The sequence below is a fragment of the Cellvibrio sp. BR genome (assembly GCF_000263355.1).
In the GTDB taxonomy this organism is placed as follows: Bacteria; Pseudomonadota; Gammaproteobacteria; order Pseudomonadales; family Cellvibrionaceae; genus Cellvibrio.
Genome location: NZ_JH668204.1, coordinates 255,974 through 282,250, shown reverse-complemented (window position 1 = coordinate 282,250; position 26,277 = coordinate 255,974). Strand labels below are relative to the sequence as shown.

Genomic DNA, 26,277 nt, shown 5'->3' with positions numbered 1-26,277 from the left:
TAGCCGATGAAACAAGGCCAATTTGAGCAAACCTATCAACCCTTATGGGAATTGCTGGAACAGCAAATCATTGCGCTGGAAAGCCCCAATCGCCAGCTCTCCGGCAGCGAACTGGCCAGCTTTGCCAGCCGCTATCGCCGCCTGTGTCACTTACATGCACTGGCAACAGACCGCCACTATTCCAGCCATTTGGTCGACAAGCTGGGCGATTTGGTGGTGCGCGGCCATCAACAACTTTATCGCCGCAAACAACCGTTTATGCAGCAACTGATCAGTTTTGTAGTCGCGGGTTTTCCGCGTTTGGTGCGCGCACAACAAACCTATATTTGGTGGGCGACGGCATTGCTCTATGTGCCGGGGCTGATTATTTATTTAGCGATTTTGTGGCAGCCGGATTTGGTTTACACCATTACGTCACCGGCGCAAGTCAGTAGTTTTGAAGAAATGTACGACCCGCAAAACCGCACTCTGGGCAGCGCACGCGAATCCGATACCAATGTGCAAATGTTTGGTTTTTATATTCGTAACAACATTGGTGTGAGTTTTCGCACCTTTGCCTCCGGCATTTTATTTGGTGTTGGCTCGATTTTTTTCCTCGTTTACAACGGTTTGTTGATGGGCGCCGTGGCGGGGCATTTAACCAATGCGGAATTTACCCAAACTTTTTTTACCTTTGTGGTGGGGCACGGCAGTTTTGAATTAACGGCGATTTGTATTTCCGGCGCCGCCGGTTTGAAACTCGGTTATGCGCTGCTGGCGCCGGGCAATCTCACGCGTACCGAATCGCTAAAACGCGCGAGTAAAATTGCCATCCAATTAATTTACGGCGTGATTATCATGCTGGTGATTGCGGCATTTATTGAAGCTTTTTGGTCCTCCAACAATATTTTAATGCCATGGCAAAAATATCTGGTCGGCGGATTTTTATGGACAGTGGTCATTAGCTATTTAGTCTTTAGCGGGCGCGGGCTGGATACATGCGCAGAGGGAAGCCCGTCATGAATCTGAATCAGGTCACGCTGGAAATTCGCCCGCGCTCGGCGTGGGAAGCAGTGGATTTAGGTTTACTCATGGCGAAGCGTTGGTGGCTGCCGATGATAAAAGTCTGGCTACTCGCCAGCGCACCTTTTTTGGCGTTGGCACTCATGGTGCCAGAACATTATTTCTGGGTCGCTTTTGTATTGCTCTGGTGGTTTAAACCACTTTACGAGCGCCCGCTGTTGCACATTCTAAGCCGCGCAGTATTTAACAATTTGCCCACAACACGCAGCACGTTAAAAGAATTCACCAAACTCGCGCGCCAACACCTGTTTATGAGCCTGACGATTCGCCGCTTTAGCCCCACGCGCTGCATGGATTTACCGGTGCTGCAACTGGAAGGGCTTGCTGGTAAACGTCGCCAAGCTCGTTTATTGGTATTACACCGTGAAGACTCAACACCCGCCGGCTGGTTGAGTTTTATCGGGCTGTTGCTGGAAATTTTTCTCACCATCGGCATGATCAGTATTCTCTGGTCAATGGTTCCGCAGGAACTGGAAATCGAATGGCGACATTTCTTTTTTAATCAGGAAAAGTCATGGCTGCCTTATTTACAACTGGGGCTGTGGTATGTGGCTTTGGGTTTAACCGCACCTTTTTATACGGCCTGTGGTTTTGCGCTTTATTTAAATCGCCGCGTGAAATTAGAAGCCTGGGATATAGATATCGCATTCCGCCGCATTGCCAACAAACGCACCGCTTCATCGCAACTGGTTTCGCTGCTCGGTGCTATAGCGCTGGGCTTTTGTTTGTTAATCGATGCAGCACCACACGCCTATGCCGATGACCAATTACCGACCATGGAAGCTGCGCAAGAGCAAACGGAAAATAGTGCGCAGGAATTGCTTGAGCAACCCCTGGGCGATTATCAGGACATAAACCGTGACCAAGCGCAGAAAGCGATTACCGAGGTCATGCAACAGGTAGAATTTAGTCGCAAAGAAACCAAACGCCAGCTCACCTTTATAGAAAAAGAAGAAGAAAAAAATTGGTTTTTTGAATTTCTTGATAAACATTTTGGCGATTTTTTTGACGAATTTGAGGATTTCAAAGGTTTTGGTTTTTTCGCCAGTGGCTTGGAAATACTCTTGTGGAGCGCCGTGCTGCTACTTGTCGCACTGGTGGTGTATCGCTACCGCCATTGGTTGTCAGCGCAATTTGTACGCATTGCGCCCACCAAGGTACCGCGCAGTAAACCGCAAACACTGTTTGGTATGGAAGTCACGCAGGAATCGTTGCCCGACGATGTCAGTGCCAATGCCTTACAACTCTTGCAACAAGGCAATAGCCGCGAAGCGCTTGCCCTACTCTACCGCGCCAGTTTGTTTCAATTAATTTATAAAGGCGCCGATATTCACGAAGGCCATACAGAAGGTGAATGTGTACAACTTATGCGCGAACTGCTGAATCATGTCGCTGCCGCGCAGCATCCGCAGCAACAACATTTACATCAGAAAATACTACAACAACAAATCGACTATTTTGCCGAGCTAACGCGCCATTGGCAGCAACTTGCCTACGGCCACAAGCTACCAGAATTTGCATTGGCGGAGCAGCTCTGCCTGCAGTGGAATAGTTGTTGGCTATTACCGGTCACACCGGCATCACCAGTTGCTGGCAAGGCGGGTGCGCAATGAGTAAAAAATCCCTGTCGCTGCGCCAAATTATTATCTTGCTTGCGTTTGCTGCCGTGGTGATCGCCGGGCTGATTTATTGGGCCATCAGTAACTTTCGCTGGGAAGAAAAAGAAATCGATTTAGGTTATTCCAGCGAAGCCAAACGAAATGATTTTCTCGCCGCCGAAATATTTTTGCGTAAACACGGCGTGCAAGCGACCAGCATTAAAAACCTCAGCCTGCTTGATGACCATCGCTGGCGCAATATTCCCTTGGGGCAGGACGATACCATCGTACTGATTAACGCCAATAAAACCCTCACCCAGGAACGCTATGAGCGTTTATACGAGTGGATTGAAAACGGCGGCACACTGATTACATCCACGCAAAACCCTTTTATCGGCTCCCACACCGATGAAGAGGATTTACTACTGCGCGATTTTGGTATCACCCCCGCCGCTGATCATGTGCCGGATTTAGCACAGTCATTGTTTGATGCTTTTGATAACAAGGATGAAGAAGACGAAGAACAGGAGGAATCAGAAGAAGACTCAACCGAAGCTACTGATAGCCAAAATGCTGAGCAGCTCCCCAAACAAGAGGCTGAAGAAACCGCTAAACAAGAAAGCACTAAGCAAGAAAATAAAGAAGAAGCAAAACAAAACGATAAAAAATCAACCACTAAAAAAACCAAAAAAGAAGATAAACCGGAAAACTATTATCGCTGCAGCTTGGGCGACGAACCGAACGAAGTAGAATTCGCCAATGAAGAAAAACCCTTACGTTTTGACTTTAGCCGTTACGATCCTTTTTTTTATCAGGATGAGGACTACGACGAGAGTGAAATAACTGCAGAAAATGAAACATCCGTAGACACTGAAGCAAACACAGCGGAAGCGAGCACAGAAGAAAACAACGAAAGCACCGACGATTCAGAAACATCGCACATGGTTTATTTTGAAGTTGGCGCTGGCGGCATCACCATTACCAGCGACAACACTATTTGGAGCAATCGCCGCATTGATTGTCACGACCATGCCTATGCACTCTGGAGCCTTGCTAACCACAATGGTCGCGTGTGGTTTTTAAGCAATCAGGATGCGCCCTCACTCGCTGCAATCCTGTGGCGCAATGCACCCTATGGTGTACTCGCCGCAATGCTTGCGCTGCTGCTGTGGCTCTGGACAAGAAGCCAACGCTTCGGGCCCATTTTTGTGAACAAGGAAACCGCGCGCCGCAGTTTGGCGGAACATATTTTTGCCAGCGCCATGTTGCTCTGGCGTAATCAACAACACCCACAATTACTCACCTTATTGCGCCAGCAAATTTTCGCTCGCCTGGTGCAACAGCATCCGCAGTTAGCACAAGCCGACAAACAACAGCGCAGTGTATTTTTACAGGAATTAACCGGCATCGACCTCGCAGCAATCCAGCGCGCACTTTATGCCGAGGATCTGCATCAACCGCAAGAATTTGCCAACGCCATCGCCCATTTGCAAACCATCAGGAAGCAACTATGACCGAGTCAATCCACAGCAGTGAAAGCGCCCACACGAATGAAAATACTAACGCGGTAGCAAACGCCGATGAAAACCTGCAGCAACGTTTGCAACAAGCCAGCGTACTGGCTAACAATTTATTAAACGAAATAAAACGCGTATTAATCGGTCAGGACGCGATTATCGAGCAAGTATTAATTGCATTGATTGCACGCGGCCACGTATTAATTGAAGGGGTACCAGGGCTGGGAAAAACCCTGCTGGTACGCAGCTTGGCAAAATGTTTTGGCGGGCAATTTTCGCGCGTGCAATTCACCCCGGATTTAATGCCCAGCGATGTCACGGGTCACGCCATGTTCAATATGGCAAAGCAGGAATTTGAAATCCGCAAAGGCCCGGCTTTCACTAATTTATTACTCGCCGATGAAATTAACCGCGCGCCCGCCAAAACCCAGGCAGCGTTATTGGAAGTGATGCAGGAAGGGCAGATTACGATTGAAGGGGAATCCTTTAAAACCGGCGAGCCGTTTATGGTATTGGCGACGCAAAACCCGGTTGAACAGGAAGGCACTTACCCGCTGCCCGAGGCGGAGCTGGATCGTTTTATGTTGAAGGTCATTATCGATTACCCCAGCGAAAACGATGAGCAATTAATGTTGCGCCAGGTTACTTCGCAAGCACAAGGCGGTTTTGGTTTGGAACATATTCGCACCCTGTTAAAACCAGCACATGTATTAAGCCTGCAAAAAATCGCCGAGCAAATTACGGTGGATGACCAAATTCTGCAGTACGTAGTAAAACTGGTGCGCGCCACCCGCAGCTGGTCAGGCATTGCGCGCGGCGCTGGCCCACGCGCTTGTATCGCATTACTCGCGGCAGCGCGCGCTTATGCTTTAATCAGCAACAACACCTTCGTCACACCCGACGACGTGAAAAAAATGTTTATCCCCGCCCTGCGCCACCGTATTTTGTTATCGCCGGAATTGGCGATTGAAGGCATAGCGGCCGAGCGGATATTGCACAATATTTTATTACAGGTTGATGCACCGCGAAATTGATTGGATTTTTAAATCCGCGCCCTTGAAATAAAGGCTTCATTTCGAAAACGCATGAATACATCCCTGTAGCTCCCTCAAGTCGTCCATGACTTGAGGGTTTCGAAATAAAGCCTTTATTTCAAAACCGCTAGCACCAATACCACATCAAAATATTTTCAGCCCCACCGGAAATTTTATGCGCAGAAAATGGATTCCCAGCTCACGATTAATTACCGCATTTGCACTATTGGGTGCAGCGGTTTTTATTAATGCCTTCAGCAAAAGTTATTTTAATGCGGGGCTGGCCGACTATTTACCAGCAGCGCTGTTTGGTGGGTTGATAATTATTGCGCTGCTGGATTTTATGTTGTCGCGCCGCCTGCCACCGGTAGAAATAACTCGCGAAGTCGCAGGCAACCTCGCTGTGGATAAGTGGGCACCGGTAACGCTGCGCATTAAACATCGCTTCACTCAGCCCACGCAGATTAAAATTTTTGACGGTGTTCCCAATAGCGCCGACCACGACAACCTGCCACTGACCATTGAATTACAACCCAATCACAACAGCCGTAACGAATACCAATTGCGCCCGCTGGTGCGTGGTGCAGAACAGATTAAGCAAGCGCAGGTGGAGTTTTATAGCCCACTCGGTTTCTGGGCGATTCGCTACTGGACGGGTGACATAACCCCCATCAAGGTCTATCCGGATTTTGTCGCCATTGCGAATTACGCGATTCTCGCCACCGAAAATCACACCAGTCAAATGGGCATTAAAAAACGTCAGCGACGCGGTGAAGGTATGGAGTTTCATCAATTACGCGAATATCGCCAGGGCGACAGCTTGCGTCAATTGGATTGGAAAGCTACCGCGCGCCGCCAAAAATTAATGGCGCGGGATTATCAAGACGAACGCGACCAGCAAATTGTTTTAATGATCGACAGCGGCCGACGCATGCGCGCCAAAGACGACGAACTCAGCCATTTTGATCACGCGCTTAATGCGATGTTACTCGTCAGTTATATTGCATTGCGCCAGGGCGACAATGTCAGCCTGCTCAGTTTTGGTAGCGAAGGCAATAAAAAACACCGCTGGATTCCACCACAAAAAGGTGTTGAGCGTGTAAAGACTTTGCTCAACGGAATTTACGATTTGCAAGCAACCCAAGCCACGGCAGATTACATCACCGCCGCCGAGAAACTCGCCATCCTACAACCCAAACGTTCACTGGTAATTCTCGTCACCAATTCCCGCGACGAAGACAACAACGAATTATTACTCGCGGTAAACCTGCTGAAGAAACGCCACTTGGTCATGGTCGTTAACATCCGCGAACACATTCTGGACAAACTCGCCGACACCCCCGTCCGCGATTTTGATGACGCCCTGCACTACGCCGGCGTACAACAATTTTTACACGAGCGCAGCGAAAGCCACCAACAACTAACCTCCTCCGGCATCTACGCCATCGACTGCACCGCCAATGAATTAGCGGTACGTGTGGCGAATGCGTATTGGGAAATTAAGGGGGCGGGGGTTTTGTAATAGAGGACTCACCACTGACAAGGCGAACGTAACCAAACTCCGTTTTTTCAACATCGTTTACCTTACCCACAGCAAAATTGATTGCCCAAGCGTTATATTCCGTGTAAGCAAAACCTTCCCGGCTCCAATAGTAATCACTTTGGGTAAGCGGAAAATATTTAATGTCAACAGCAGGATTATATTGCCCAGATTTAACTATAGATTCCAATTCCAATACGCTTGGAACATGCCAACTATTTGTGCCACAAAGCGACATCGAATTTATCGCAATGCTGTGCATGGATATATTGCAATCTTTCAAATTACCCGTTTTATCTTCCGTAAAATATGGGCAATTACTAACAATCCGCTGATTATCCTCTATTGACAGCGAGCCTGACGCGTCGTCACTCCAGCGGTACCGAAACTCGTGAGATAATCCCGGCGCACTTACACTTTTACTTTCCCATAAAAGGTTGGTTTTGTTGTCGAATATACATGACCAAACTTCAGCATCATCGGCAAGCCGGTTTCCAAATGAATCTATCTTGATAAAACGATGCCTTTTAGGCAGGTCGTTATCTTTATCATCGAGATTCAACTCACTTCCAAGCGGTGCTTCAGACGACTCACTAGGCGCATCGTCAACTGACATATCTTTTATTTTTCGCTCTGACTCAAATACTTCGGTGATATCCTGAGCATGTTTTTGAGATTCTTTATCAAGATCTGAGAGGGCGATACTACTTGAGTGTTTATTTGAAGAGGTTGGCTGTATTGAATCAGATAGCTTTTTTTCAAACTTATCTTTCTCTCCAATATTTTCATTCACACCAGAACCAGCATGATGAATGGTTTCATTAGAGTGGTGTGCTGACTTAGTTTCTGAATTTTCCTTAAGAAATTCTTTAAAATGCAACGCGAAGAATGTTGCGGCTATGCTTACAGCCACCAAAATTGTAAGTAATCGTTTTGTTTGCATAAATCCCTTTCCTTGAGCGCGTAGCTTCAGCGCCATTTCTGCTCGACATTCCTGTTGAATTTACTCGATCATAAATAAAAAAACTACCTATCATCACTGACAGATAGTTTCTTTGATTACTTTGCAAAAAAATAATTACAACAAGAAACCACTAATCCCCCCATAACTATTCCCGTACCTACCCCAGTTCAACCCAAAGGCTTTGGCGATATCCAGATATAAATTGGACATGCCGTTATTCATTGCATCGATGGCTTTGCCGTTTTGGATGGCGCCACCGGCGCCGCCTGCGACATAGATGCCGGGGTTTTCTTGTTGGTGGTTGCCGCCGCCGACTTCTGACATGACTAATATCAAAGTGTTATCCAGCAGTGTGCCGCCGTAGGCGACATCTGGACGAACGGCGAGTTCGTCCATTAGGTAGGCGACCATCATGTTGTACCAGCGGGTTTGTGAATCAAACAATGCGGATTCATTGTGCGAACTGACGTGGCTGCGGGTTTCGTTGTAATTTAATTTATCGCCCGAACCGAAATCGCCCATGTAGGGGCGCACGCTGGGGAAATTAATTTTTAACGATTCATCCTGCGCGCCCATAAATTGAAAACTGGCGGTGCGTGTAATGTTAGCTTGAAACGCCATAGCGATATTGCGCATTTGCGCTTTGGCAATTAATTCCGCATCGTCGTTTACGCCCGTCATACCGATAGTGGGGCGACTAAAACCGGTGCCGCCGCCGATATCCAGCGTGCCGGTGAGTGTGCTCTGGTAATAATTGAGCGCCTCTTCGTGGGTGAGTAATTTCCCTTGCTGTTTAATGTTGAGGGTATTGGCCTGCAATAAATCCAAATTTTCGTGCAAGCTTTCCAATACTTTTTTGCGGCGTTCCGCTTCCGGGTCCGGTGTGCCACTGCTGCTGCCAACAATGTCGGCGAGTAAATTGTCGTACACCTGTTGTGGGTTGTCGGACACTTGAATTTTATTGCCGTTTTTATTGGTGAAGGGCAAATATTCTGCGCCTATCGCCCGGCTCGACCACACGCCGACATGCATATTGTTGGTGAGGCGACCACCCAATGCTTCGCCCATAGCAACATCAAAAGACGGTGCACGCTCGACACCGCCGGAGAACACGCCGCGACAGGCTTCCGGGTGACCCGAACTGCCGCCGTGGCCGTTGTAGCTGAGATTTTTAAACGCGACAATTTTGTTGATGTGCGCGTTTAAATGTTGCAGCGGGCTGGTATCAAAACTGCCGCTGCCGAGTGCGCCGGTATTGTAGGAATGCCATTTGTCGCGCACACAACCGTTGGGGTAAAACACCATCACAAAACGTTTGGCGCCGCCCGCCTGGGCGAACACATTGGCCGACAACATAAACTGACTGGTGAACGCGGTGGTTAAACCGGCCTTCGCGAGCGTGCGGAGGAAATCGCGACGCTGCATTTTATTTTTTAAAATATTCATGCTGATGTCCTCCGCAATTATTTGCGCAAAATGTAGTTTTTGGTTTGAGTGAATTCCACCATCAAATCCAACAGGTTGGCATTGGTGGCGGTTTTGAATTCACGACCAAAAACTTGCAAGGTACAGCTGTCGCTCGCCTCCTCCAGTTGGCCGCGAGTGTAGCGATACCACTGACGCGCATAACAGGCTTGCGCATTCGGGCTTTGGGCGAGCAAATCGGTCAACTCATCCATGCCGTGATACAGAGTCACAGGTTCGGACTCGGATAGATAAGTTTCGGCCGAATTCAAGCTGCCTATTTCACCCAGCGAGTTGATGGCTTTTACCAAGCCGTTGTCGGTGGTTTCGCTGTTCACATACAAGCCGAGGGCGTTGTAATTCTCCAAACCAAAACCTATGCCGTCGATGTACTGGTGACAGGACTCGCAGCCCTCTTGCAAATGCGCGGATTCAAACCGCTCACGCACGGTGAGGCTTGGATCTTCCTGCGGTTTTAACTCCGCACCCACTGGCGGTGGCGGGAAGTCCTGACACAACAGATTGCGTCGCACAAACAAACCGCGTTTGACCGGATGGGTTTTCTCCGAGGCGGATTGAATCGCCAGAATACCGGCATGCCCCAATACCCCACGACGCTCGGCATTCACGCCGCTGTAATCCACGCGCTGCACGCCGCTGCCGCCCGGCCAGGTCAGGCCGTAATGGTTGGCCATCTGCTGGGTCATGTAGCTGTAGTTAGCGGTGAGCAATTCCTTGTAACTGCCGCCGCCAAATACTGTGCGTTTTACAAACTCGATGGTCTCGGCCTTCATGTCCGCTTTGAGACTGTTACTGATGGCGGTGGTTTTGATGTCCTTGTCCAAATCCAGCCAACCGGTAATAAAGCGCTCAAAGGCGACCTGGGCTTTTGGATCCTGCAACATGCTGCGCACGCGGGTGGCGATTTGTTCCGGCGAACTCAACTGCCCAGCATCGGCGGCGGCCATAAGAGTGGCATCCGGCGTAGTCGCCCAGTAGGTATAGGAGAGCATGGCGGCGACTTCATAGTCGGTCAGCTCGTAATAGTTCCCTACTGGCACACCCACTTCCGAGCGATAGAGCATGGAGGGCGAGGACAAAATCGCGGTGAGCAAGGCCAAGTCGCCCTGCGCGCTATGCAATGTCACCAGCTTGGTTACTTCGCTCGAACTTAACGGCCGACGGAAGGCGCGCTTGCCAAAGTTCTGCACCAAACAAGTCACGTTATTACAACCAGGGGCAAGGCTATAGATGTTCGTTACCATGCCTGCCGCCGCTTCTGCCGCGAGCACATACCCCTTGGCGTAGTCGTTGGTGAACACCGCATTGGCGTTGGTTTTGAAGCCATTAACCGGCAAGTCGCCCGGAATACGGCCACTGGTGACATCGATAGGGGTGGTTAAACCCAGTAAATCGCGCACCGAGTTGTTGTATTCCAGCGTTGATAACAAGCGGAAACTGCGATCTTGTGGGATCAAATCGTCCAGGCTTTCGGCATCACACACACCTGCGGGCGGCAGTATGGCATCTGCCAAAATCATCGCGGCGATACTGGTAGCACAACTGCCAGTACAGGTGCCAAAGCTCGCACCATTGGTGTCTTTGGGCATATTGGTGGCGATGTAGTCCGCCAATGTTTGCAGGTTGTAGCGACCGGCAATCGCTTGGTTAGTGAGCTTGTAACTGCCGGTCTGACCATCGCTACCGTGACAACCCACACAGCCCTGACTTTGGTAATGGCCGCGCGCTACTTCATGTTGATCGGTGATGGCATCAAACACCGCCAGCAGCGTCAGCGACAGCGCATTGCCCACCACCATTTGGGTCGTGGCACTATTAGCATCCAACAAGTAAGCCGCGCCGGTACCTTCCCAGTGCACAAACTGCATGCCGGGGCCGGCGGGATTGGCGTTGATATCCAGCAAAGTACCGGGCACAAACAACTTACCACTCAGGTTGCCGCTGGCACCGATACTCGCACTGCCGTTACCGACCTGAATCTGGGTGCCTGCTTCCACTGCAGCGGCAGCGGGTTCAGCAGCCAGCCAGCCATTGTCATACCAGCTTGGCTGGGCCTGATTCACGGTAAGGCCGGTGCCGGTCTGGTTAGCGCCGTTATTGCTGAAAATAATATTGGTCGCACCGCTGGTGTTCGCCCAGCTGGCGGGAATCACCAAGCGCAGCCAGCCTGCGCCATAGGCCGTGGCCGCCTCGGTCAGCGCAGTTCCCGGCCATGGGCCAGTGCGCGGTGTTTCTACACCGTTTTGGTTAGTCCACACATAAGCTGACACCGTGCCCCAGTTAGCAGGCTTTTTCACATACACATACTGCCCCTGCCCCAACCCCGTCACGGTGTAACTGGTAGTCAGGTCACCGTAGAGGGCATTAATAGTGGTGGTACCTGCTGCGGTGCCTGCGGTGAGTAAACCGGAGGCCGATACAGTCGCCACCTGTGGGTTGCTGCTGGTCCAAATCACCCGCGAAGTCATGCCCTGCAAGCCATCTGCCGCCGTAGCCACCAGTGCCAGCTGGTGCTTTTCACCTGCCAGCAAACGCACATTGGCACGGCCGACAATAGTCAGTGCGGTGATGGGGTTGGATGGCGGCACCACCTCCAGCGTGATGCTATCGCTGTAGCCGTCACTGCTCGCGGTGATGGTTACCGTGCCGGTGCTTAATGCCGTGAGGTTGATGGCGGCGCCGGTTTTACCTTGGGTAGAAATCACCGCCGGGTTGCTGGAACTCCAGCTCACCTCACCCACCGCAGGCAGTTGGGTGCTGTTGCTGTAGAGCATCGCCAGACTCAGGCCGATGACCTCGTTCACTTCGGCGCTGGTTTTACTGGCGCTGAGTGCAACACCGGTTTGCACTACATCCACACCCAATTCATTGATCCAATTGCGGAACAGGGTTTCCGCCTGGGCATTGGTTTCGGTGGAGCCAAAAGGCATGCGCATACCGGAACCGGTTTGGTATTTGTAAAGGTTGCTATTGGCGGGAATGCCCGGAACTACCCGGTTGCTCTGGTTGACCAGCTTCATGGATTCCAGCGCGGTGTCAAAACGCAAATCCATACCGCCCGAGGTGCCGGCGTGACAGTGGGCGCAGTTAACATCCAGGTAAGCCTTGGCGCGTTCGGTCAAACTCGCGTTGCTATCGGTTGGCGCCGCAAACTGCGCATAGCTGCTGGCATTGCCAATGGCGCTGCTAAACAGGTTGATGCTGTTGAGCACTGTCAGTTGGTTAGCGGTCACGCCCTGGTAATTGAAGTTGCCGTTGAGTTGACGGGTGCTTAGCGCCAGCGGGGTGAGTTGACCCTCGGCATTTTTATGACAGCCGCCACAGGTGCTGCCGGTTTCCACTTTGCGCGTCACACTCACCAAGCCGCCATCCGGCACCACGGCCGATTCAGTGACCAAATCAGCATCAGTTCCGGCGCTATTCCACTGGTAGTTAGCGGCCTGCCAACCGGTCTCCTGACGGAACAAAACCGAGGTAGTAAAGGGCTTATTGGTATTGCTAGCGGTGGCTACGGCCAGGTGTTTTACCACCACCGAGCCGACCGGCAAGTTCCAGAGTGCTGTCGGGTCAAAGCCCGCTTTGCTGCTGTTGGGCAGGGCGATAAAGTGGCGCATTTTGCCGCCATCAAACCAACCACCGCTATTGAGTGAATACTCAATCACACCGTGAGCCGGAATCAGGTTAGCCAAATCGGCAAACAGACCGGTGGTGGAAAGTTTGGTCGGGATCTGCGCCGTGGCGACATCGTCATCCACCACTTTGAAAATGCTGGATGGCCCACCCAATTCGCGGCCGTGGCTGGAGATCAGCAGGTTCTTCTGTAAATCCTTGCCTATCGACGAGATGTAGTAAGGGAATGCTTCGCTGATCAGTTTCTTCGCCTGCCCGTCATTGCTCACCGACCAGAGGCGCTTGGTCACGTAATCGCCAAAAATAAAACTGCCATTGAGCGCCGGTAATTGGGTGCCGCGATAGACAAAACCACCAATGATCGACACGCCGGAAGTACGGCCATAACCATCGCGCGGCGGCACATAATCCGTCAGGCAATTTTTGCTGGCAGCGCCACCCAAGGTGCCGCGGTTACGCGTGCCTTCACACACCGGCCAACCGTAGTTTTGGCCTTTGGTGATGATGTTTACTTCCTCATAGGCCAGATCGGTGTCCTGCCCGATTTCGGTTTCCCACAGGGTATAGGGTGCATCGGTATCAAACGCCCAGCGCCAGGGATTGCGATGGCCCATGGACCAGATCTCCGGCAAATAACCTGCCTGACCAACAAAGGGGTTGTCCGCCGGCACGCTGTAATACTTGCCATTCACTGGCGTCGCCAGCGGCTGGATGCGGATAAATTTGCCGCGCAAAGTGGTCGGATCTTGCGCGCTGTTGTTGTGGCGGCGCTGATAGGCATCGCTCGGCTGCGGGTTGAGCGGGAAGGCGCTGTGACCATAACCGCCCTCGCCTATACCCACATAGAGGTAACCCTCGGTGGGGTGGAATTGCATCATGCCGCCCTTGTGATCCTCACCCGGTTGCGGAATGCGCAGCAGCTCGACCTTGGAACCAGCAGAGGTTGGGTTGGCCGGGTTATCGACCGTCCAGCGCTCGATAATCGCATCGCCGGTTTTCCCGCCCACTATGCCATCGGTGCGCGGGTAGAAATTATCGCTCTCACCGAAAATGTAATAGATGTAAATAAAACCATTGCTGGCGTAGTGCGGGTCAAAGGCCATGCTGAGCATGCCGCTTTCGTTGTTATTCAGCACGGTGGCTTTGATATCCAACAACTTGCGCACTTCCGCCGGCACTACGGATTCTTTGTTGGGAAATGCGTAGATCGCGCCCTCTTTATCCACCACGTAAACCAAATCATTGGCGCCGTCGTTAGTCACCATCACTGGTGAAAAGAAAAAAGATTCCAACGCCGGGAAAGCGTTCACAAAGCGGTATTTACCGCTGCTCACCGTGCCGGTAATGGGGAAGCCAAGTGGCGCCGCCAATTGCGGACGCTCGGGTAAACCTTGAGTCGCGGCGACAACATTGATCACCAGGGTATCGGTCGCGGTGGAACCATCGGCTGCCGTTAATGTGAGTGTGACCGTGTGATTACCAAGGCTGGTCAATGGTGGTGTCACTACTTGTTTACCCACCAATGCTCCCGCCCAGGCGGTGCTGGTCCAACTGGCCGTCGTGTAATCACCAGTGGATGCTGCCGCCGACAATGCTTGACGGCTATTCACATTTGCTTTGCGATCCACCCCCGCATTAGCGACCAGGGTTGCAGGCACGCCGCAGGCCGCCGGTGTTTTCCAGGACGCAGTACCAAAGTCATAACAATTATTAGGGGCGACAAAATTTAAATCGCCCGTTTTAGGGTTGCCGTTTGCGCTAAACACCATGCCCGCCGATGTGAGCGCGCCCGTGAATTGATAGCTGTAAATTGTCGGTGCATTCGCAAGGCGAACCATCGCAGGCCCCGGCCACACACTGCCGGTACGCGCAGGCACGGCATTGAAAAAATGCACGTTTACACTGGCCCAGTTAGCGGTATTTTTAAAATACAGGGTGGTATTTGTGGCGGCCACGCTTGAGGGGGCACTGGAAGAGGTTTGTGCAACGCTTGACGATGCTATCGACAGACTGGATGAGCTTGGCGCAACACTTGAAGAAGCAGGTGCAACACTGCTTGATGCCGGTGCAGAGGAGGATGCCACTGCAGTGGTAAAGCCGCACTGCGCAAGAGTTTTCCATACTGTATTTTCATAACAACCGGCGCCGGTAAATTTCAAATTCGCACTTTGCGGCGCACCGGTATTGTTAAAAATAATATCCAGCGAGGTTGGCATAACACCAGCAGCCAAGTCCGCGCTAAAGTCGTAACAATAAAAAACGCCACGCTTGGTCATACTCTTACCGGGCCAAGCGGGCAAAGCGGTAATGGCCCCTGCAGGAGCAGGGTTCCAAAAATAAAGTGAGGGGTTTGCGTAATTAGCAGGATTATTAAAACAAATCGAATTGGCGCTAATGATTTGCGTCGCTACCGATGATGCCGCCGCGCTGGATGGCACGCTCGAAGGTGCAACACTGGAGGCGACAATGGAAGAAACCGCACTGGACGATGACGCCGCATTTGCTAAATAAAACCCGCACTGCGGCAAACTTTTCCACACGGTATTTTCATAACAACCCGCGCCGCTACCTGAACCATTAAAAGTGAGATTGGCGGTTTGATTTGCACCGTTGTTACTAAAAATAATACTGAGCGATGTTGGCAATGCACTCGCTGTTAAATGGCTCGCCAAATCATAGCAATAATAATTGCCAATCTTGACCATCGCCCTGCCCGGCCAGGCAGGTAGATTGGTCATGCTGGACGCAGGTGTAGGCGCCCAGAAATAAATACTGGGGTTGGCAAAATTGCCGGGGTTATTAAAACAAACACTGCTGCCTGAAATTGTCGCCGCTAATTTTACGGCGGAAATTGCCTTGCTCGTTTCATTGAAAGCAATGTGATAATCACCCGTAGAGGGGATTAAAAAATCTTGCGCCGGAAAGGTTTCATTCCAATTGTCGGTATAGCGACCAACCTTAAAACGCGGATTAGTCCCTGCAAAATTTTGTCGCGTCTCCCACAAACCTGTTGCGGTGTTTTTCGTCATGGCAGTGGCGACCCAATCCGTGGGTGTGCCGCGAAAATAAGCATTGCTCCACTGGGCGCTACTTCCATGAGAATAAGCAAGGGCGACAACACTGAACAAAAGAGTGAACCACCCTTTTGCCGCAAAACAGGCTGATAACTTACGCATAGTATCTTCCTACAGGAAACCAAACGACCGGCGTTACGCGCCGCGAAGCCTGGAAATATTATTGTTATGTAAATTGATATTATTTAAAGAATAACGAACCCGTGGAGCGGAGTTATCGCCCAACCAGTGCAACGTTTTGCAAATTATTTTCAGAAAAACATTAAGCAAAAGTATGCCGCTACCCAGCCACAGTAATGCCCGCAACTGTTGCGTACCGGATCCATAGTCTTTTGTAACGTAAGAGTATTTGTAAGGCGCTGAAACAACGCAGGGTGATACTTGTTCGAATTACTTTATTTTTTTAGTGTGTTTTTTTTACTGTATTGATCGATGCGAGAAAGCAGATGATTGCGCTAACACAACAGTATTAAAACGATCACCATCGCCATTGCAGAATAGTTTTGTTCCGTTGTTGCAAGCAATATGAATACGTATGCAGAAAATTCAGGCAGGGAATACAAAAGTATTGGGTGACAATTAGTTACATCGCGTAACAGCGGAGCAACCCATAGTCGAATGGAAAACCACTTGCTAGCCGCATCACTTCAAGCGGCTAGCATTGGTTGAGAAATTAACGGATAAAGTGTTAATCACCACGCACATAGCGTTGACCAAAACGCGTTAATACTGCCAGCGCGATGCCAGCCAATAACCAGACTGGCGCAACCACTAGCGCGAGCAATATGCCATCCACCACCGCCATGCCCGCAATCATGCGCGGAATAACCGGCCCGGTGTAAGGTTTGCCGCGCATATGTTCATAGCGCGCAACAAAGGTTAGCGACAGGGTGTACAGAAACTGCAACACAGCGGCAATAAGCACCCACTGCAACCACTCACCAGTTAAGGCCATAAGCACCACTACAAATACCAATGCCCGAGCTAACCCCATTACCAAAATACTGGCAGTCGTTTTTTTATGGAACACATCGTAAATGGCAATGGTTGCAAACAGTGCGACTGCAGCACATAGGCCTGTCAGCGCAAAGGGTGTGAGTGCGACAAGAATAAAACCCGTTAAAAATAATGTAATCGCAATAATCACCGCCGTTTTTACGCTGACACTGCCAGTCACCAGCGGGCGGTAGGGTTGGTGTTGTTTGTCCCATTGATAATCACACAGATCATTCAGCACCATGCCGCCGCAATAAAATGCCGACAGCGCAAGCGCCAATACCGGCAACCACACCCACTGCACCGTAGCAGGAACAGCATAATCAATTAACACCATGGCCGTGAGCACGTTCATCCACACTGTAGGCAAGTTGCTGATACGGCACAGTGCCAAGAGCGGTTTTATTTTCATGTACATTTCCCAAGAGAAAAAGTTGAACGCCAAGAAATTTCTGATAAATACATGTTCGTCATACTCGCGAACGCGAGTATCCATAAAAATTAATCAAATACATGGCGCAGCATTAAATCGCATACGTCGGTGGCGGCGATGGGTTCACGGGGCACCAGACGTGCCTCGGTGGACATAAAAATCGGCGTGGAGTCCGCACCGGATAATGCCAAACCATGTGAACCTTTCACTTGCTCCGGCTGCATGGAAATGACATCCATTAAATAGCGGAAGCCCAATTTTTTGCGCAGCACCTTACCCGCCATGCGCAGCATAGGGAAACGCAATTTGGGATTAAAAAATAATTCGCAGGGGTCATAACCGGGTTTGCGATGAATCTCTACTGTAGGCGCAAAATCCGGCGCTTTGTTATCGTCCAGCCAATAATAATAAGTAAACCAGGCATTGGCCTCGGCCAATAAAATAAGTTCACCTGAGCGCTCGTGATCCAACCCAAGCTCGCGTTTGCCTTCTGCATCCAATACCCGTGCGATGCCCGGTTGTTGCTCAAATAATTTTTTTACGGTGGGAATTAATTCAGCGTCCTGAATATATACATGGGCGATTTGATGGTCGGCCACGGCAAAGGCTTTACTGGTTGCAGTTTCCAAATACTCGTGCCCCAAATCGGTTTTTACCGCGAGTAAATTCGCTTCGCGCAAAATGCGGTTGGGGTGTACCGGTTTATCCACCGCACCAATACCGTATTCCGATAACACAATCACCCGGCAATCGCGCGCGGTAAAAAAGTCGAGCAGTTTACCCACCAACGCATCGACCTCTTGCAGGTCTTTGCTGATATCGCCTTGGGGGCCGACTTTTTGTAAGCAGTAATCCAAATGCGGCAAATAAACCAATTGCAAACTGGGAGATTTTTTTAACTCGACGTTTATCGCCGCATCGGCAATCCAGGCGCTGGATTTAATGGAAGTCGCTGGCCCCCAAAATTGAAACAAAGGAAATGGCCCAAGCTTTTGCGACAATTCTTCGCGCCACTCCAGCGGATAGGTATAACAATCCGGCAATTTACTGCCATCGGCGCAATAGAGTGGGCGCGGCGTTAAGGTGTAGTCTGCACCGGTGGCCATGGCATACCACCAAAACGTATTGGCGCAAGTAAACGACGAATCTTTTGCGCGTGCTATATCCCAAATTTTGGGCGCTTGAATTAAGCGGTTGCTCTGCCGCCACAACCAAACTTCATTAAGGTCACGAAAATACCAGCCGTTGGCAACTATGCCGTGCTCCGCCGGTGTTTTTCCGGTGAGGTAAGTGGCTTGCACGGCGCAGGTAACGGCGGGCACCATGGGTTTTATATCCACACTGTTGCCCAGCAATTTTTGTAAGTTGGGTGTGTGCTCGCCAATTAAATTGCGCGTTAGCCCCACCACATTAATCACCAGCGTTCGTTGCATAAAACTTACCTATTGTATTTTTTCGTCATACTCGCGAACGCGGGTATCCATAAAAATCTTAATTATTTTGGCCGAGCAGATTTTTCACCCACTGCAATTCGCGCGCAATGGATACATCCAGCGGGTAATCCCGTAAGTGGGCGGGCAGATTTTTAAAGCTGTAGGTTTCCACTTCTAATGGAATAGACGCATCCAATTGCGGTAAAAAATCGGTCAGGAAAAATTGCGTGGTGGTGCATGGCCCGAGGTTATCGATAAAAATCGGCACATGAAAATGCACACGGCATTCGCTATAAACTTCGCCATTTTCAAGTGCAGCTTGCAGCTCCGGCAAATCGCTAAAACGATGCAAACCCTGCGCATGTTTGGCAACCGCCTGATGCAAATACACCGGCTCGTTAAATTGCATTAGCGTGGCAATTTGCTCGCCCTGCGCCCGCAGGGCACTGGAGACTTGTACTTTCGCAATGGTGATATTGGCGGCGCGCAGCCGCGCGAGCACATCGGCGGCATCTTCAAATTCCACTGCCTGGTGACAACAGTCAAAACAAATCCCAATGTAGGTTTTTAATTCCGCCGGAAAATCCATGCGCGCAAAAAAGTCGATGGTTTCAGTCGTGGTTTCCAATACACAGCAGGGTTCAGGTTCCAGCGCCAACTGGATCAGAATGCCACTGCGCTCATGCAGTGATTTTAAATGCTCAAGTACGGCGATTAAATTTTTACGCACCAGTGACCAATCGGCTTCCGCAAAACCTTGTTTATAGGCAATAGGTACAGTGGAAATCGATAATTGCTGCGCACGCGTGGTTAAAGCCACCGCCAGATCGGCCAAGCGTTGGGTATAAACCACTCGCTCTTGCGTGCGCCAGTCGGGCTCATAGACAGCTTCTTTTACCGGCTGATCATGAAACGTGCCGTAGGGAAAACCATTAATGGTAAGCAAGTAACAATCGTGTTGTTCACACCAGGCGCGGAACTCGGCGATTTTTTTATCGTCCAGTTCAACGCTGGCCTGCTGGGCGATACGCAGCCCGAGCGGGAACGCCGCATTAGGTGAAACTTGTTGTTTTACACTCAAGCCGTGGGATTCAAGGTTATCCAGCACGTGCTGCCAGGATTCGCCGGGGTGAATATTGCTGCAGTAAGTTAATTGGCGCATGGTCAATTGGTGGCCGGAAAATCACTAAGTAATTTATCAATACTGCGCTGCATCACATCAAGCTCAATATGATTAAATTGCGCCGCCTGCCCTTCGCCAGTTAATAAGGTAATACATAATTCCCCTCCCAAATGCTCGCGGAAATCCTGCAGGGCTTTGTGAATATCCAGGCGCGTTAACGCACTGTGACTCAGGTTAAAACCCAAATCGCGCAGTGTTGCTACTATTTTTTCCAACAGCTCTTGCGTGATAAAACCCATGTTGGCGGAATAGAGTGAATCCAGCGCGATACCAATCGCCACAGCTTCGCCGTGACGTAAATCGTGATGGGAAAGCTCCTCCAAGCGATGTGCCGACCAGTGGCCAAAATCGAGCGGGCGCGCGCTACCATATTCAAAGGGATCGCCGCTGGTGGCGATATGATGCAAGTGCAATTCGGCGCAGCGACGAATCATATAGGCTACCGCTTGCTCGTCAAATTCAGCGAGCAAGTGGCGGCTCTGGTGCAGCCAGTTAAAAAATTCCGCATCTTTAATCAGTGAAACTTTTACTGCTTCAGCAATACCGGCGCGTTGGTCGCGTTTGGGCAGGGTTTGCAAAAAAACAAAATCATTAATCACTGCAAACGGCGGTACAAAGGTGCCCAAATAATTTTTGCGGCCTAAAAAGTTCACCGCATTTTTTACACCGATGCCCGCATCGTTTTGCCCCAGCACGGTCGTGGGCATACGAATTAAACGAATACCGCGGTGTGCTGTTGCTGCCGCATATCCCATCGCATCAATCACAGAACCACCGCCAATCACCAGTACAAAACTGTGACGATCGATTTTGTAATCCTGTGTCAGGCGATAGAACTCTTCGACTTCTTGCGGATCGCTTTTGCAAATCTCACCACTGCGCACAATTAACGGCGGAAGAATTAAATTAATCGTATCGCTGTGGCAGCGTGCATATTCCGTCAGGTCATCTATTAATTGCGGATGATTTTTCAGTACATCGGCATCTATAACCGGAAATACTTTATGCTCGCGATCGCCGGCGCGCTGCAGAATTTCGCGCAGCACCGGGTTTTCTACCGCAAAGGTATGCCGGGTAAAACTCACCGGAAATTCATAGCTGACACTGAAGCGTTGGATAATTTGCGACATCTTTTTTTACTACGTCTTTTAATTGGGAACAGGTTCGTCAACACGGGGTTTTTGCCCGCGCAATACCGAGTTATCACTGTAAGACTGGCGCTGATCAATCACCGGCGTTTGCATTAACGCATCCACATCAATTTGACCCGACTGGGCGTAGGCGCTAATCGCATTGGTCCAGGTGGTGAGTTCAACGGCAGCGGGATCAATGCCGCGCTCTAACATCAGTTGCGCGGTTTTGGGAACCGAGAGCGGATCGCTCACGCCCCAGTCGGCGGAGCTGTCGACAATAATGCGTTCAGGGCCATATTCACGCACAATTTCCACCATGCGCGCCGAGCCCATTTTGGTATTGGGGTAAATTGTAAATGCCGCCCAGGCGCCGTAATCCAATACGTCGCGCACGGTTTCTTCGTTGTTGTGATCCATAATGAGTTTGTGCATGGGCACACCCATTTCGCGCGCGACATCCATAGAGCGCAACACGCCGCGTTTTTTATCGCGATGGGGCGAATGCACCATCACCAGCATGTCGTAATCCACTGCCATTTTTAATTGCGCTTGATAGGCATATTCTTCGGCGGGTGTCATTTCGTCGTAGCCAATTTCGCCAATCGCGACCACGCCTTCTTTTAAAATAAATTGCGGCAAAATTTCCAATACTTCGCGTGCAAGACCTTCGTTGTTGGCCTCTTTGGAATTTAAGCCCATGGCACAGTAATGGGCGATGCCGAATTGCGAGGCACGAAAGCGCTCCCAGCCAATTAAGCTGGCGTAGTAATCGATAAACGAACCGACATTGGTGCGCGGTTGTCCCAACCAGAACGCCGGTTCAATCACGGCGCGAATGCCGGCGGCGGCCATGGCCTGGTAATCGTCTGTTGTGCGACTGCACATATGAATATGCGGATCAAAAAATTTCATAATTAAAATTCCCGGTGATTGTCTGTCGCACTGACAGAGAAAATATTGAGGCCTATTAACCCACTAATAACTGCACATCCGCTGGAATATCGCGCCCGGCACTGCGCCGTTCATCGATATAGTCATTTACCATCGCGACTAATTCTGGCGTAGTACGCAAATTAACGCCGTAAATATTGCCCAGCGGTTCGCCAATAAATAAAGCTTTGAGCAGCATTTGATTCCAGGCGAGAGCATCGAAATACAAAAACGGATACGGCGAATCGCAGGCGACAGCAGAAAAGACCGAGCGCATATTGGTGCGACACCCTTCGGCGGCGCGCCAGACATGTTGTTGTGGCTCAGGCAATAAACAGAGCGCGCGATAGTAAGCGCAGGACTCACCCTCATCGGCAAAGCGAAACCATTGATTAAAACGCTGGGCAAAATCGGGCTCCGCCAGATCCGCGCGCGCCAGCACAAAACTGACACGCACCGTATCCAGCAAGCTCCAAGCCTTGGGGCTCCATCCGGGAATTAACGCGGCGGCGTGCTCAAGCTCCGCACCAGAGGGGGCAAGCGGCTGGCGCGGCACATGCCGGCTCGCCAACGAAACCAGCTGGGTAAATCGATCGTCCGTAACGCCAGTGGAAATTTGATCCTGAGTGCGCTGTATAAATTCCTGGGTGGTTGAATTCACACGCACTGCCAACACACTATTCAATAGCGCCAGACAGGGTTTACTCATGGTTTGCAGCTTTTAGGAGAAGGTTATTGTTTTTATCTTGCTTCAACCTCAGGGTAGTTTTAGGCAGGAGAGCGGAGCAAGATGAATACGTATGCAAGGTATTAGCACCCACCAAATCCCTGATGACAAGCCAGCCAATATAAATATGACTTTATTAGACCATTACCAACGAAACGGGAAAAGCGAAGAATCGCTAAGAAAAGAAAAGAGAGGGGATTTACCTGAACCGCGCGGGGCAAAAAAGCATAATGTAGTGGATAAGCGGCTCTACACTGCGATACAAGCAATATAGAGCCGCAATGGCTTAGCTAAACAAATTGCGGAAGAACAATTTCAAGTTATCCAATAAACGCGCGAAAAAGCCCGCTTCTTCTACAGCCTGAACCGCCACGATTGGGGTATTTACCAACAGCTGCCCATCCAATTCCACCGTAAGGTTACCCAGCTCCTGACCAACTGCAATCGGCGCTTTGATGATTTCGTTGATATGCATTTTTGCTTGCAGTGACTGCTCGCGTCCCTTGGGCAGAGTGAGCACTATATCCTTGGGTATCGCGAGGCTGACTTCGTCGGCCTGACCCGCCCATACACGGGAAGTACCTACTTGCTGACCCGCTTGATACAGCGATGTAGTTTGGAAATAACGGAAACCATAGGCCAATAACTTTTCCGTTTCTGCCGCGCGCGCGCGCTCTGACTCAGTGCCCATTACCACAGCGATAAAACGGGTGTTATCACGCTTGGCTGAGGCCACCAAACAATAGCCCGCCTCGTCGGTGTGACCAGTTTTTAAACCATCCACCGCGTCGTCGCGGAATAACAGCGTGTTGCGGTTGGGCTGGCGAATATTGTTGTAGGTGAAATACTTTTCCGCATACAGAGGATAATGGGTTGGGTGATCATTAATAATCGCACGCGCCAGCACCGCTAAATCTTTTGCGGTAGTTAAGTGGCCTTCGGCAGGCCAGCCCGATGAATTTTCAAAATGGGTACTGACCATACCCAGGCGGGCGGCGGTTTGATTCATTAAATCCACAAATGCATCTTCATTGCCGGAAATATATTCGGCCAAAGCAACCGTAGAGTCATTACCGGATTGAATAATTACCCCGCGCAGCAAATCGATTACTGGAACCTGGGTGCCCTCTTTTACATACATGCGCGAACCGCCCATCTGCCAGGCTTTAACACTGATATTTACCAGTGAGTCTTCGCTAATTCGCCCCTTCTCAATTTCATCCACCACCAAATAGCTGGACATCATTTTAGTAAGGCTCGCGGGAGGCAAGCGTTCCGCCGAATTAAACTCCGCAACAATCGCTCCAGTAGTGGCATCTACCAAAATATAGCCCGTAGCCGCCAATTGCGGCGCAGAGGGAATTGCTTGTGGCTGTTGCTGAACAACCTGACCGGGCGTAGGAGTTGGCAAAGTGGTAGCAGGGACAGGAGCCGAAGGCTGTTGCGCAAACGCGATACTCGCGCCGGCAAGAAAAATACTGGCAGCAATTTGTTTAATCATGATGAGATAACACTCTTTAAAACGAAAAATAAAAATGAATGACGAATTGTAACAGTAAAGCAGCGCAGTGAATCAAACCTGAATCACTTTGCCACCGTTACTGATAAACCACATGGGCTTCATATATTTTTATGCGCGCCAATTGATCGCGCGCTTCCTGTAAGGATTTAGCATTGGCGAATGGGCCAACACGCACACGGTGAATTTCTTTGGGCGACTGAGCAGAATTAATAGTGAGTGGATAGGTTAGTTTAGTGCCAATACTTGCGGCAAATTGCTGCGCTGCATTTTTTTGCGAAAAAGCACCAACTTGCAAATAAGTACCTGGTGGCAACGCAGACTCGACCTGTGCAGCGGAATTACCACCCGCACGCAAAGGCACCGGTGCTGCGTCATTCGGCAACGCAATTTCAACTTCAACACGTCCGGTTCCTGTTTTATGAATTCCGATACGCTGGGCAGCGGCATAACTTAAATCAACAATTCGCCCGTGATGAAAAGGCCCGCGATCATTAATACGCACCACAACACTTTTACCATTGTCGAGATTTTTCACCCGCACATAGGATGGAATAGGTAAGGTTTTGTGCGCGCCGGTCATAGCGTACATGTCGTAGACTTCGCCGTTTGAGGTGCGATACCCGTTGAATTTTTTACCATACCAGGAGGCATAACCCCGCTCTTTGTATGAAGACTCATCCGCGATCAAGTGATAAGTTTTGCCCAACACGGTATAGGGATTTTTGTTGCCCGCACGGGTGCGCACTTCATAACGCGGCACCGCATCTGGCACGTGCGACAGATCGACATCTTCATCCGGGCCAAAATCTTTATCGTGGGCATAGCGCCCATCGTTGGGATTATAGGGCGGTTTGGTTTTTCCAGTGGGCGCTTTTTGTGGTGCGGAACAAGCGGCAAGCAAAACACACAGGCCGAGCAGACAGAGAAAATAAATCTGGCATCTGCCAAAAAATTGTTTTGCGCGCGCCACCCATTGCATTAGTTTGCTCCCGCTACTTTTTGGTTGGATTTATTCATCGCATTTTTGATTTCTACACTCAAGTCATACACCGCCATGGCATACATCGGACTGCGGTTATAACGGGTAATCGTGTAAAAATTTTGCAGGCCAAACCAATATTCCAGACCTTTTACGCCTTCAAATTCAATGGCGATAGCCGGGATCTTGCCGCTCGCCTTAGTGACAGGGACCACACCGGTTTTTTTCCATTCATTTAATGTCAGTGTGGGTGGCACCACTTTATTAAATGCGTCGTTGGCGATCACTTTACTGCGCGCCTGCGACAGTTTTGCCGGTACCACTACTGCCTTATCTGTCTGCCAGCCATGTTGTTTAAAATAATTGGCCACACTGCCAATTGCATCGGTGGGGTTGTTCCAAATATCGGTAAAACCATCACCGCTAAAATCAACCGCATAATTGCGGTAGCTGGAGGGCATAAATTGCCCGTAGCCCATAGCGCCCGCGTAAGAGCCTTTGAATTCGAGCGGATTATGCTGTTGTTCGCGCGTGAGAATTAAATAATTCACCAACTCCGAGCGGAAAAATGGTGCGCGCGGTGGGTAATCAAACGCCAGTGTGCTCAGGGCATCAATCACTTTCCAGCTGCCCATATTGCGGCCGTAGTTAGTCTCCACGCCAATAATCGCCACGATAATTTCGGCGGGCACACCGTATTCTTTTTCAGCCAACGCCAGTGCCGCACGATGTTCATTCCAAAAGGCAACGCCATTAGTCACGCGCATGGGCACAATGAAAATGGGGCGATACTCTTTCCAGGTTTTGGACTTTTCTGCCGGGCGTGCAATTGCATCCAGGATCGGCTGGCGTTTTTCCGCCTTACTTAACAACTGCGTCACTTCGGCCGCCGTAAAACCATGCTGCTGTACCATTTCGTCGATAAATGCTGGCGCCAAAGGGTGCTGGCTGTAATCTGCCCAGGCCGGAAGCGCCGCACCCAGCAACAGCGGCAGTGATTTTTTTGCTAAGCAACGTATTGAAGAAAACATAAGACC

Annotated in this window: 17 protein-coding genes; 5 read left to right on the top strand and 12 right to left on the bottom strand. The window is 50.3% G+C overall.

Annotated features, from left to right (window positions below):
- The first annotated feature begins 6 nt into the window (after window positions 1–6).
- The 5 genes from O59_RS17055 (at window position 7) to O59_RS17035 (ending at window position 6,733) form a co-directional block, all read left to right on the top strand.
- The gene (locus O59_RS17055) at window positions 7–1,002 is read left to right on the top strand and encodes a stage II sporulation protein M (protein WP_007644825.1); all 996 of its coding nucleotides are present in this window, start codon (window positions 7–9) and stop codon (window positions 1,000–1,002) included.
- Window positions 999–2,675, top strand: a complete 1,677-nt coding sequence (locus O59_RS17050) for a hypothetical protein (RefSeq protein WP_007644822.1) — start codon at window positions 999–1,001, stop codon at window positions 2,673–2,675. Before O59_RS17055 ends, O59_RS17050 begins: the two co-directional genes overlap by 4 nt.
- On the top strand, window positions 2,672–4,174 hold the full coding sequence (locus O59_RS17045) for a DUF4350 domain-containing protein (protein WP_007644820.1): 1,503 nt from the start codon (window positions 2,672–2,674) through the stop codon (window positions 4,172–4,174). The genes O59_RS17050 and O59_RS17045 overlap by 4 nt, the downstream gene beginning before the upstream one ends.
- The gene (locus O59_RS17040) at window positions 4,171–5,211 is read left to right on the top strand and encodes a MoxR family ATPase (RefSeq protein ID WP_007644818.1); all 1,041 of its coding nucleotides are present in this window, start codon (window positions 4,171–4,173) and stop codon (window positions 5,209–5,211) included. Before O59_RS17045 ends, O59_RS17040 begins: the two co-directional genes overlap by 4 nt.
- A gap of 175 nt (window positions 5,212–5,386) precedes the next feature.
- On the top strand, window positions 5,387–6,733 hold the full coding sequence (locus O59_RS17035) for a DUF58 domain-containing protein (RefSeq protein ID WP_007644816.1): 1,347 nt from the start codon (window positions 5,387–5,389) through the stop codon (window positions 6,731–6,733).
- On the opposite strand, the gene O59_RS17030 is transcribed toward O59_RS17035, so the two are convergent.
- The 12 genes from O59_RS17030 to mltB form a co-directional block, all read right to left on the bottom strand.
- The gene (locus O59_RS17030) at window positions 6,711–7,730 is read right to left on the bottom strand and encodes a DUF1566 domain-containing protein (RefSeq protein WP_007644814.1); all 1,020 of its coding nucleotides are present in this window, start codon (window positions 7,728–7,730) and stop codon (window positions 6,711–6,713) included. The two genes, O59_RS17035 and O59_RS17030, sit on opposite strands and share 23 nt — an antisense overlap.
- 99 nt (window positions 7,731–7,829) lie before the next feature.
- Window positions 7,830–9,161, bottom strand: a complete 1,332-nt coding sequence (locus O59_RS17025) for a DUF1552 domain-containing protein (protein WP_007644812.1) — start codon at window positions 9,159–9,161, stop codon at window positions 7,830–7,832.
- A 17-nt stretch (window positions 9,162–9,178) separates the two neighbouring features.
- Complete coding sequence (locus O59_RS17020) at window positions 9,179–16,006, bottom strand: starch-binding protein (RefSeq protein WP_007644810.1); 6,828 nt, start codon at window positions 16,004–16,006, stop codon at window positions 9,179–9,181.
- A 586-nt stretch (window positions 16,007–16,592) separates the two neighbouring features.
- Window positions 16,593–17,312 carry a UbiA family prenyltransferase gene (locus tag O59_RS17015; RefSeq protein WP_050977101.1) on the bottom strand — a complete coding sequence of 240 codons (720 nt, stop codon included), beginning with the start codon at window positions 17,310–17,312 and terminating at the stop codon, window positions 16,593–16,595.
- An 89-nt stretch (window positions 17,313–17,401) separates the two neighbouring features.
- Window positions 17,402–18,766, bottom strand: coding sequence for an alkaline phosphatase family protein (locus O59_RS17010; RefSeq protein WP_007644808.1), 1,365 nt, complete (start codon window positions 18,764–18,766; stop codon window positions 17,402–17,404).
- A gap of 58 nt (window positions 18,767–18,824) precedes the next feature.
- The gene (eboE, locus tag O59_RS17005) at window positions 18,825–19,928 is read right to left on the bottom strand and encodes a metabolite traffic protein EboE (protein WP_007644807.1); all 1,104 of its coding nucleotides are present in this window, start codon (window positions 19,926–19,928) and stop codon (window positions 18,825–18,827) included.
- Between the two features lie 2 nt (window positions 19,929–19,930).
- Entirely contained in the window at window positions 19,931–21,079 is a 1,149-nt protein-coding gene (locus tag O59_RS17000) for a 3-dehydroquinate synthase (RefSeq protein ID WP_007644806.1), read from the bottom strand.
- An 18-nt stretch (window positions 21,080–21,097) separates the two neighbouring features.
- Complete coding sequence (locus O59_RS16995; RefSeq protein WP_007644805.1) at window positions 21,098–21,994, bottom strand: TatD family hydrolase; 897 nt, start codon at window positions 21,992–21,994, stop codon at window positions 21,098–21,100.
- A gap of 55 nt (window positions 21,995–22,049) precedes the next feature.
- A complete protein-coding gene (locus O59_RS16990; RefSeq protein WP_007644803.1) occupies window positions 22,050–22,721 on the bottom strand; it encodes an EboA domain-containing protein in 672 nt (223 codons plus the stop codon).
- A gap of 304 nt (window positions 22,722–23,025) precedes the next feature.
- Entirely contained in the window at window positions 23,026–24,240 is a 1,215-nt protein-coding gene (locus O59_RS16980; RefSeq protein WP_007644802.1) for a D-alanyl-D-alanine carboxypeptidase family protein, read from the bottom strand.
- A gap of 97 nt (window positions 24,241–24,337) precedes the next feature.
- Complete coding sequence (locus tag O59_RS16975) at window positions 24,338–25,240, bottom strand: septal ring lytic transglycosylase RlpA family protein (RefSeq protein WP_007644801.1); 903 nt, start codon at window positions 25,238–25,240, stop codon at window positions 24,338–24,340.
- Window positions 25,240–26,271 carry a lytic murein transglycosylase B gene (gene mltB, locus O59_RS16970; RefSeq protein WP_007644800.1) on the bottom strand — a complete coding sequence of 344 codons (1,032 nt, stop codon included), beginning with the start codon at window positions 26,269–26,271 and terminating at the stop codon, window positions 25,240–25,242. The genes O59_RS16975 and mltB overlap by 1 nt, the downstream gene beginning before the upstream one ends.
- Between the last annotated feature and the right edge of the window lie 6 nt (window positions 26,272–26,277).